The 9,516-nt window shown below is 42.4% G+C and carries 11 protein-coding genes; 6 read left to right on the top strand and 5 right to left on the bottom strand.

Features of this window, described 5'->3' with window-relative positions; translation table 11 throughout:
* Positions 1–297, top strand: a 297-nt coding sequence (locus AB4653_RS13830; protein ID WP_372104455.1) for a LysR family transcriptional regulator substrate-binding protein, incomplete at its 5' end; no start/stop codon positions are given.
* Positions 298–385: 88 nt separating this feature from the next.
* Here AB4653_RS13830 and AB4653_RS13835 read toward each other — a convergent pair.
* Entirely contained in the window at positions 386–622 is a 237-nt protein-coding gene (locus AB4653_RS13835; RefSeq protein ID WP_012604109.1) for a glutaredoxin family protein, read from the bottom strand.
* Positions 623–775: 153 nt separating this feature from the next.
* Here AB4653_RS13835 and AB4653_RS13840 point away from each other — a divergent pair, with 153 nt between their 5' ends.
* The gene (locus AB4653_RS13840; protein ID WP_004734935.1) at positions 776–1,273 is read left to right on the top strand and encodes a YgjP-like metallopeptidase domain-containing protein; all 498 of its coding nucleotides are present in this window, start codon (positions 776–778) and stop codon (positions 1,271–1,273) included.
* Positions 1,274–1,277: 4 nt separating this feature from the next.
* Positions 1,278–2,606, top strand: a complete 1,329-nt coding sequence (gene rlmF / locus AB4653_RS13845; RefSeq protein WP_102258527.1) for a 23S rRNA (adenine(1618)-N(6))-methyltransferase RlmF — start codon at positions 1,278–1,280, stop codon at positions 2,604–2,606.
* A gap of 90 nt (positions 2,607–2,696) precedes the next feature.
* Here rlmF and pilW read toward each other — a convergent pair whose 3' ends face one another.
* Together pilW and metA are read right to left on the bottom strand one after the other, a co-directional pair.
* Complete coding sequence (gene pilW, locus AB4653_RS13850; RefSeq protein ID WP_102258526.1) at positions 2,697–3,446, bottom strand: type IV pilus biogenesis/stability protein PilW; 750 nt, start codon at positions 3,444–3,446, stop codon at positions 2,697–2,699.
* A gap of 170 nt (positions 3,447–3,616) precedes the next feature.
* Positions 3,617–4,558 carry a homoserine O-succinyltransferase gene (metA, locus tag AB4653_RS13855; RefSeq protein WP_012604106.1) on the bottom strand — a complete coding sequence of 314 codons (942 nt, stop codon included), beginning with the start codon at positions 4,556–4,558 and terminating at the stop codon, positions 3,617–3,619.
* Positions 4,559–4,833: 275 nt separating this feature from the next.
* Between metA and AB4653_RS13860 the strand changes: the two genes are divergently transcribed.
* Positions 4,834–5,202: an ATP-binding protein gene (locus tag AB4653_RS13860; RefSeq protein ID WP_102258525.1), complete on the top strand. Its 369-nt coding sequence runs from the start codon at positions 4,834–4,836 to the stop codon at positions 5,200–5,202.
* A 77-nt stretch (positions 5,203–5,279) separates the two neighbouring features.
* Complete coding sequence (locus AB4653_RS13865) at positions 5,280–5,702, top strand: DUF3859 domain-containing protein (RefSeq protein ID WP_017104412.1); 423 nt, start codon at positions 5,280–5,282, stop codon at positions 5,700–5,702.
* A 155-nt stretch (positions 5,703–5,857) separates the two neighbouring features.
* Here the strand turns inward: AB4653_RS13865 and AB4653_RS13870 are convergent, their stop codons facing one another.
* Positions 5,858–6,964 carry a M20/M25/M40 family metallo-hydrolase gene (locus AB4653_RS13870; RefSeq protein ID WP_017059177.1) on the bottom strand — a complete coding sequence of 369 codons (1,107 nt, stop codon included), beginning with the start codon at positions 6,962–6,964 and terminating at the stop codon, positions 5,858–5,860.
* Positions 6,965–7,222: 258 nt separating this feature from the next.
* Here AB4653_RS13870 and AB4653_RS13875 point away from each other — a divergent pair, with 258 nt between their 5' ends.
* On the top strand, positions 7,223–9,181 hold the full coding sequence (locus AB4653_RS13875; RefSeq protein ID WP_012604103.1) for a tetratricopeptide repeat-containing diguanylate cyclase: 1,959 nt from the start codon (positions 7,223–7,225) through the stop codon (positions 9,179–9,181).
* A gap of 95 nt (positions 9,182–9,276) precedes the next feature.
* On the opposite strand, the gene AB4653_RS13880 is transcribed toward AB4653_RS13875, so the two are convergent.
* A complete protein-coding gene (locus AB4653_RS13880; RefSeq protein WP_102258524.1) occupies positions 9,277–9,462 on the bottom strand; it encodes a hypothetical protein in 186 nt (61 codons plus the stop codon).
* Positions 9,463–9,516 lie beyond the last annotated feature (54 nt).

A 9,516-nucleotide genomic window follows, 5' to 3' on the forward strand; every position in this document is an offset into this window, starting at 1 on the left:
ATTATGTTCAAGTCGGGTTATTTCCACCGTGACTTTATCGATGCAACGTGTAAAAAATACAACCTAGACATGACCATCGCATTCGAAACCAACTTATTGCCAATGATTCTTTCTATAGTAAAACGAGAGTTTGCCATTACTGCGCTGCTGAGTTTGGTCACAGAATACGAAGAAGACGTTGTGGGGGTGCCATTTAAAGATCCTGTAAAACTCAATCTATCTTTGGCTTGGAGAAAGGAAGGGTACTTGTCGAAGGCAGACCGAACCTTTATTGATTTCGTTAAGCGCTACGTGTGATTTAGAATGGTATAGAACAACAAAGCCCGAGTATCCTAGATTGGACATTCGGGCTTTATTATATAGAAGTATTACTGGCTTAGAGCACTTAGGTACTCTTTGAGTTATACATCTTATCGAAGTTCTTCTGATTCCAGCCGACCATCACCTGGTCGCCGATTTTAAGTACGGGGATAGAGCGAGCTCCCATCGCTTGCAACTCTTTACGACCACGCTGCATCTTTGCATTCGTTAGGCGGTAAACAATTTTCTTTGAATCCAAATAGCGCTGTGCATCTTTACAGTGCGGGCATTTGTCTGCGACGTACAATACAACACGTTTCATTTTTATAATCTCTTTTTGAGTCTAGCTCTTGGTGAATCTCGCTAAAGTGTAACGAATCCTAGGTGATTAGAAAAGTGTGATCAGTTACACTATGCGGCTCAATTTTCAAGACCACAACGTATTGTCGTGGTGTAACTTGTACGGTCTTTCAGCATGCATCCTTCTTTACGCTATATCCAAGGCTACCCGAAGCACATTCTCGACCCGGTAACTCAACTAGTTGAATCGGGAAAGTTGGTGCCGTGGTTCGAAGCTCGCTACCCAAAGAATCATGAAATAAAAAGCGAGAAAGCCCTGTTTGACTATGCGATTGAGATTAAAAATCGTTATATGAAAAAAACACCACCGATCAGTAAAGTGATTTATGACGGCAAGATACACCTAATTAATAATGCATTAGGTCTGCACTCTTACGTCGCGAAGAATCACGGTGGAAAGATCAAATCGAAGAATGAGATTCGTATCGCCAGTGTTTTTAAAAATGCGCCAGAACCTTTGCTGAGAATGTTGGTGGTACACGAACTGGCGCACATCAAAGAGAAAGAGCACGACAAAGCCTTTTACCAACTATGCTGTCACATGGAACCGGAATATCATCAACTTGAGTTAGATGCCCGTTTATTCATGATGTATTTAGATTTAAAGAAGTAGCCCAATGAGCCAATCACAAAATAGAACGACGCTAAGCCTGTCGAAAAACAGTACCTCATCAACAAAAACAAAAGACAACCAAGCTGATCAAGGTAACCGTAAACACGGTGATATTAAGCCAAATGCAGGCAAGCCAAGCAGCGACAAGCGTATTTCTACAAAGAACACATCAGACCGCAAAAACAGTGCTCCCAAAGGTGCTGACAACAAAGCAAAGCGACCTTTTGCAAAAGATAGCAAAGGTAAACCGGGTGCGAATAAAGGATCATCGAATAAGGCGTCTTTCAATAAAACTGTATTTAACAAGAATGCAGCACGGAAAAGACGTTCGGCAGAGAAGCCTCAAGGTGGATTACACCCAAGAAACCAACACACAGGTCGCTACGACTTTGAGTTATTGGTTGCAGCGTTACCTGAGCTAAAAGAACATCTGATCAAGAACCCGGCGGGCGAAGACACCGTTAATTTCTCTGATCCATTGGCTGTTAAGCTACTTAACAAGGCTTTACTGGCGCATCACTATGGCGTTAAGCATTGGGATATTCCTGCTGGTTACTTGTGCCCACCAATTCCTGGCCGTGCAGATTATATCCACAGAGTGGCAGACATCCTAAACAGCGATGGACAAGGTGAGCCTTATAATCACGCTTCTGTGAAAGCATTAGACATCGGTGTTGGTGCAAACTGTATTTACCCAATCATTGGCGCGACAGAGTATAAATGGCGCTGTACGGGTACGGATGTCGATTCAGTCTCCATCAAAACAGCGAACTTCATTGCTGAAAGTAACCCTAATCTAAAAGGTAAGATCCGAGCTCGTCTACAAGCGGACTCTGAATCTATCTTTAAAGGCGTGATTAAGGATAATGAACGTTACGATGTCACTATTTGTAACCCTCCATTCCATAGTTCTCTAGAAGAGGCGGAAAAGGGATCACAACGTAAACTGGATAACTTAGCGGAAAACCGAGCTAAGAAAGCGGGCAAGTCATTCAAGCCCGAGATGAATAAGAAGCCAGCCAAATCGATTAAGCAAGAGAAACCAACCTTAAACTTTGGTGGCCAAAAATCTGAACTTTGGTGTCCGGGTGGCGAAGCTGCTTTCATTATGAAAATGGCGAGAGAGAGCCAACTTTTTGCTACTCAAGTATTGTGGTTCACGACATTGATTTCTAAGAAAGACAACGTCGATATGGTTCGTTCAGAGCTGGGTAAGCTAAGAGCTAAACAAGTAAAAGTGGTTGAGATGTCGCAAGGCCAGAAGGTGAGTCGCTTTATCACATGGACCTTTATGGACGACGAGCAAAGACAAGAGTGGATCGCGCTAAAATAGCGGCAGCACTGTGTTAAGACATTAAGTTGAAATTACGTACGGGCTTGTTGTTAACGCAACAAGCCCGTTTTTTTGTGTTTTTCATATGCGCTAAGCAGAAAGTAACTCATCTAACTTACTCTGATATTTCTTCTCTAGAGCACTGTTACCTGCTTTGTTTTCGAGATCGACCAAGATTTTAAGCGATGGAATTTGGTAGCCATAACGCTGGTGGAATTTGAATAAGCGGAGCCTAGCGTCATTGTATTCGGCCTCACTGACTTCAATTTTAGAAAGCTGTAGTACGGATCTAGCTCGATTTGGGTCGTGGTCAATCGCACGAGAGAAGTAGTATTTTGCTTGCTCGACCTCTCCGGCTTTAAACGCGCAGAATGCCGCATTTTCATAACTGGCAGAGACGAGATAATAATAGGGTTGGTCGATGGCACGGTTAAAGTATTTATCGGCTTGCTCGTATTCGCCCTGTTTACACAAGAATGTACCGTAGTTATTCAATACATTGCCGTTTCTTGAATCTAGACTGAGTGCTTTGCGGTAAGTCGTTCTTGCTTCATCTACTTCGCCAACTTGCTCGTAATAATGTGCCATCGAAAGTTGGGCGCGGTAATAGCTAGGAGCGTGTTTGATAGCGAGCTCTAGATTTTCACGTGCCTTGACCATATTACCTTGTCCCATGTAACCCAAACCCAATTCAATACGTGATTGAGACATCGCAATTGGATCACTTGCCATTTTTGGTGGACCTTCGGTTACAGAAACACAACCTACCAAAGAAAGAGAGGCGAGTAGCGTGAGTTGAGAGAACAGAGTGGATTTTGGTAATAGCGACTTGTTAGGCATGTGCAGCTCCTTTTGAACACAGACCCATGATATGAAATCGAACACACTTAAGTGTTATGTCGATTATGGAATGCGACTCAAACACCATAAAAAAAGCCGTGTCCAATTTGGTGTTTTATCAACAACCTATGGAATACGGCTTTATGTGTTTGTGAATCGGAAGAAAGAACTTAGTCGTCCTTGGTGAAGTTGTCTTCGCTGAAGTGATCCAGATCGTAAGGTGTTTGTTGGTAAACGCAGTAGTTAAGCCAGTTTGAAAACAATAAGTGTCCATGACTACGCCAACTTGCTACAGGCTTGTTGTCTGGATTGTTGTTCGGGTAGTAGTTGATTGGTATCACCGGCTCCATGCCTTCACCCAAATCTCGAATGTATTCGTTGTGAAGTGTATGAGCATCGTATTCAGGGTGACCGGTTACAAACACGTTTCGCTTATCTTTAGTCGCCGCGAGGTATACGCCTGCCACATCAGAAGTCGCAAGAACATCAAGGTCGGTATGCTCGGCTAAGTATTCCTGAGAGAAATCAGCATAGCGAGAGTGCGGTGCCAAGAAGGTATCGTCGAAGCCACGTAAAATTGGGTGGTACGGGTTATGTATCTCGTGGTTGTAAACCCCAGAAAGCTTATCTTTACGAGTTCGTTTTGGTAAATCATACAAGAGCTTTAAGCCAGCTTGAGCAGCCCAACATACATACAAGGTTGAGGTCACATGCTTGTTTGCCCATTCCATGATGGTTTTTAGATGATCCCAATAGATTACGTCTTCAAATTGAACCAAGCCAAGTGGCGCACCAGTGATGATCAATCCATCAAAGTTTCTCCCTTTGACCATTTCAAATTGACGGTAGAAGTTATCAAGGTGTTCTGTCGGCGTGTTTTTACTTGGTCGGTCATCAATACGCAACAGCTCTACATCGACTTGCAATGGGCTGTTGGATAGTAGGCGTAAGAATTGAGTTTCAGTTTCAATCTTCTTTGGCATTAGGTTGAGGATCAAGACTCGAAGTGGACGAATTTCCTGTGTCGATGCTCTTGATAACGGCATAATAAAGATGTTTTCTTCACGAAGAACATCAGATGCTGGCAATTGGTCTGGAATGCGAATAGGCAAAGCTTTCTCCCTAAGCTAGATATGTAGACGTCTATACATCTAAATCTATAGTAGTTTGATACGCTTGTCGATATACAAAATGGATAGTTGTAAATTATTTGTGTTTGCTATCAGAAGTCATCCACCGACGTCGAGGGGAGTCTCATTGTATTCAGTGATTATCTGAGTCGAGTATAAGGACTCGGTTTTCGGATGTTGAGCAACGGTAGTTATCAGAGAAAATCGTCACTATTTAAGATAAACTCATGTTTTAAAATTAGCCTGTAAAGTGACAGATGAAGTTAATACTCATTCGAGGGTTGCCCGGTTCCGGCAAGTCAACAAAAGCAAAAACCTACGATGCATTGCATGTCGAAGCGGATATGTATTACGTGAATGAGCAAGGCGACTATAATTTTGACCCAAGGCAGTTGCAGCAAGCTCATGAGTGGTGTCAAAACACGGCTGAAAATGGATTAAAGCAAGGGCTTGATGTGGTTGTTTCGAATACCTTTATTAAGCATTGGGAAATGAAAGCCTACCGCCAACTTGCACTCAAATATAAAGCAGAATTAATTATCGAAGTGTGCCGAGAGCAATATGGCACGATTCACGACATTGAACCGTCAGTGATTAAGCGTATGGCGAGAGACTGGCAAGAATAGCCTCGTTCTTCCTCTGCTGCGTGGCTGAATGGCAAATAGAATTAAATTAATAGAACAACTTCAAGGTAACGATTGAAATGGCAAAGCGCTCTGTTGTGGTCGACATGACTTCTTATGGTATCTATTCCACATGGGATTCCAAATCTAAAGATCTTCCAAAAATCCAAGAGTTCACCACCACCGTTGATGCTGAAATCGACGTAGAGTTTGGCTATATCCTGAACATCAAAAAAGCCAAAGGTGAGAAGATCCGTTACTGCATTTATCACCCAAACATCACCACCGACACGGGTGAAGTGCTCGAACCGTTCGATGGTGAAGAGCATGTCGGCAACAATGACTGGGATTTTTACTTAGGCGATACTATCTGGGCGCCTGTCTCCAACAAACTCGGTAAATGGCGCATGACCGTCGAGCTAAAAGGCAACATCATTGCTGATAAGACATTCGACCTTGTTGCGAAAGACGAAGGGCAGTTTTGGAAGCGTAGGGGGTTTTAGATTGGAACTTCTGTCTAAATTAAGACAACAAAAAAGCCGAGTCACACGTTACATGTGAACTCGGCTTTTTGACGTTAACTAGATGGCATTTTCTATTTCGTCAACGAGTAAGATTGTCTAGTTAACAAATAAGACAGGCTAGTTAACCAGTAAGACTATTGAGTCACGTAAGCCACAACAAACTCAGTGATTGCGACCATGTCTTTCACTGCAATGTACTCTTCAGTGGTGTGAACTTTCGCCATACCTGTAGAAAGGTTAACCGTTGTTAGGCCTTTCGCGTTGAAGTTGTTTGCATCGCTACCGCCGCCAGTGCGTTTAGTGTTTGCTGTTACGCCAAGCTTCTCGAATGCGGATTTGATAGAAAGAATGTGCGGGTGATCGTCTGCGATAACGAATGCATCGTAAGCACGAGTCGATTCGATTTCTACTTCAGCACCGAACTGTTTTGCACTCTCTTGGAATGTAGAGATCATGTGCTCAACTTGAGCTGTTAGCTTTTCTCCGTTTAGAGAGCGAGCTTCAGCCACGACTTTAAGTTCTGGCATAACGATGTTAGTCGCTTGACCGCCTTCAACAATACCGACGTTTGCCGTAGTTTCTTCATCGATACGAAGTAGATTCATCTTAGTGATCGCGTCTGCTGCCACTTGAATGGCACTGATGCCTTCTTCTGGTGCTAAACCAGCGTGAGCAGGGCGACCTTTGATTTTAGCAACAATCTTCTGCTGACCAGGCGCTGCATTTACGATAGTACCAATCGGGCCGCCTGTATCTAGAACAATAGCGTGCTCAGATTGAATGTAAGACATATCGAAGTTCAAAGAACCGAATAGACCGCCTTCTTCGAATACAGTAAACGCAATCTCGATAGTTTTGTGCTCTTGGCCTTCAGCTTTGATGCAACGAACCGCTTCCATGATCGCTGCGATACCAGACTTGTCGTCGCCGCCTAGAATCGTATTGCCTTTAGAGCGGATGATGCCGTCTTCAATGATTGGCTCAATGCCGATACCTGGCGTTACTGTGTCCATGTGGCAGCTGAACACTGTGCTACCTGGAAGAGTGCCATCTAGACGAGCGTAGATGTTGAAACCGTTAGACACTTCTTCAGGAACCGCCAGTTTGTGAACTTCAAAACCCAGTTCACCGAGTTGCTCAGCCAAAGCTTCAGCAATCGCTTTTTCGTTACGAGATTCACTATCAATTTTCACTAGATCGCAGAAATGTTCTACGAGACGTTGTTCATTAATTTGGGTCATTGTTAATTCTCATTTTGCTCCGTTGTTTCTAAAGAAGTCACGGAGGCTGGAACAGGAAAATAACTATAACGCCTTTTTACAGAATCATTGCCTGAGTTAAATCAAGAAAATTATCTGATTATTCTAATTTATGAGAAAAATACTACGCGGATCGACCCATGTGCAGGATTTAAATCTCCATATGTGTCGGGTACAATGTGAAACCGCTTAAGGTAACCGTCGATTAAATTGGTATGCAATCAGTAATGGCACTTATAAATGAATAACAACAGAGTGTTAGGCTCATTTTTTCTCGTCGTACTGATCAGTGTTGTACTAGGATTGTATTTACTCTATCCAACTTATGACGACGATTTACAGACTATTCGACCAGAAACCCCAGGCGCGTACAGTCCCGAAAAAGAGTTATCAGCGACTCAATATGGCGCTGAACTCATTGAAATCCTTAATGTGTCTCGCGGTGATCCAAAGCTTGCCTCCCAAAAGCTTGAAACCTTAAAAGCAACGAGCCCTACGCAACATAAAGCCATCTATCGTGGTTATGAACTAATGATTTTATCGAATCTCGCACAGCATGATCTCGATAAACAGGCTGTGTCTGAATACACACGACAGATCAAGGCATTAGCACAGCGTGAAGATATGGGGTGGTTAAAGGCGCAATCTTTAGTTGAACTAGCGATTGAGCAGATGAGTCAAGGTGAATTAGTAGAGGCTGAATCTCAAGTTAAAGCAGCAATAAGTATCGCTGAATCAATCCAGTATGAAGAACTGTTGATAAAAGCCTACAACACTGTTGGGTCGATCAAAAACATCCAAAATGATTTTTCCGAAGCTCAGTATTTTTTTCATAAGGGCTTAAATCTTGGCAAGAAATACCCACGGCATATCTATAACAGTAAGTTGATGTCGAATATGGCATTGCTTTATATCTATCTGGAAGATTGGCCGAAAGCACTCAAACTTATCGAACAGGCCAAAAAACTCTATATCAAAAGTGGACTACGCGATGGTTCAACCATCGGTGTGTTATATGTTAATGAATCATTTGCTTATCTACGCAGTGGCGACTTAGTAAAAGGTCGAGAGGCTTATAAAAGTGCCACCAAATTTAATGATGATAGCGTAAGTGAAAGGTACAAAATCCTTCTTCTAAAAGCTCAGAGTGAAGTACTGCTAGCAGAAAAAAACTTTGAGTTAGCAAGGAAAGTAACAAACCAATGTATTGGTTACCCGGGTGTTGCAAAGTACACACTCCAACTGGGTCAGTGTTACTTAAACAGAGCTTTAGCAAATATCGGTTTGAACCAAGATAACTTTGTTTTCTTTGATCTAAAACGTTCGTCTACGATGTTTGATATTGTTGGCAGCCGTAGTTGGAAGGTGCTTGGTTTCAAAGCGCTTGCAGAATACTATGAATCTAAAGGCAACAGTGAAATTGGACTTCGGTATTTCAAGCTTTATTACAAGGGCAACAAAGCGCTGTTATTTGAAAAGCGTCAGAGTGATATCTTTTTATTAGAACAAGACTTTGCTACGGCTTCATTAGCGAAAGAGAATGAACTGCTTAATGCAGAAAAAGAGCTCGCAGAGATGACGCTAGATAAACAGAGCTTAAAAGACCGCATTGTTGTCGTACTCGGTGTTATGGTCATCATAAGCTTTGCTGTACTTCTGGTAAGGTTATGCACTATGCATAAGACCAACAAAGAGTTGGTTAAGCAATCGACGAGATGTGAGTTGACAGGTTTATTCAATAGACGCTACCTAGAACAATTGTTAACTCAGCCAATGCCATACCGTTTGTCGCCGTTCGGGTATACGCTTGCTATTTTGGACTTAGACCAATTTAAACGAGTCAATGATACATACGGACATGATATTGGGGACCAAGTTTTGGTAGAGGTTGCTAAGCGTATAGAGCGAGCGCTATCAACAAACGATGTGTTGGCTCGATGGGGTGGGGAAGAATTCGTTTTACTGCTTGCTGGCACTCAAGACCCAGACGAACAGTTGGAAATGATAAGGCAAACAATCGCTGATCAAACGATAGAAACGTATTCCGGTCCGTTAGCGTTAACTACATCAATTGGTGCGACCATTCATTTAACGTATCAAGAATTAAATAGCAGTACCTACAAACAGCATTTGAAATCAGCAGATGACGCTTTATATCAAGCAAAACAATCAGGGCGTAACCAGGTGGTCATTGCTTAGTGAAAAATACAGCTTAAATGAACCTAAAGCAACTAAGCGAATAAGAGTGTTATCAACTCCTATTCGCTTAGTTTTTATATTATCTATTAAGAGTATTACTTAGCGATACTTTCTAACATTTCAACTAGCTCACTCTCTGTTGCTGGTTCATGAGCGAGCTCAATGACTGCTGAAGCGCCACCTTTTAGCATATAAGCTTGAGTTCCACAGTGGTCATAATGGAACCACTTACCATCAACACACACATCGGTATAACATCTTGGGTCTTGTTTGAGTTCCATAGTAATTTCCTTATTAACATTTGCCTAACGTTTTTCATGCTAGTTGGTCACAAC

The sequence above is a fragment of the Vibrio sp. 10N.222.48.A3 genome (assembly GCF_041475345.1).
GTDB classification, from domain to species: Bacteria; Pseudomonadota; Gammaproteobacteria; order Enterobacterales; family Vibrionaceae; genus Vibrio; species Vibrio tasmaniensis_A.

Coding starts and splice junctions, on each gene's coding strand:
- AB4653_RS13835 (WP_012604109.1), bottom strand. CDS start 622: ATGAAACGTGTTGTATTGTACGTCGCAGACAAATGCCCGCACTGTAAA.
- AB4653_RS13840 (WP_004734935.1), top strand. CDS start 776: ATGCATCCTTCTTTACGCTATATCCAAGGCTACCCGAAGCACATTCTC.
- rlmF (WP_102258527.1), top strand. CDS start 1,278: ATGAGCCAATCACAAAATAGAACGACGCTAAGCCTGTCGAAAAACAGT.
- pilW (WP_102258526.1), bottom strand. CDS start 3,446: ATGCCTAACAAGTCGCTATTACCAAAATCCACTCTGTTCTCTCAACTC.
- AB4653_RS13860 (WP_102258525.1), top strand. CDS start 4,834: ATGAAGTTAATACTCATTCGAGGGTTGCCCGGTTCCGGCAAGTCAACA.
- AB4653_RS13865 (WP_017104412.1), top strand. CDS start 5,280: ATGGCAAAGCGCTCTGTTGTGGTCGACATGACTTCTTATGGTATCTAT.
- AB4653_RS13870 (WP_017059177.1), bottom strand. CDS start 6,964: ATGACCCAAATTAATGAACAACGTCTCGTAGAACATTTCTGCGATCTA.
- AB4653_RS13875 (WP_012604103.1), top strand. CDS start 7,223: ATGAATAACAACAGAGTGTTAGGCTCATTTTTTCTCGTCGTACTGATC.
- AB4653_RS13880 (WP_102258524.1), bottom strand. CDS start 9,462: ATGGAACTCAAACAAGACCCAAGATGTTATACCGATGTGTGTGTTGAT.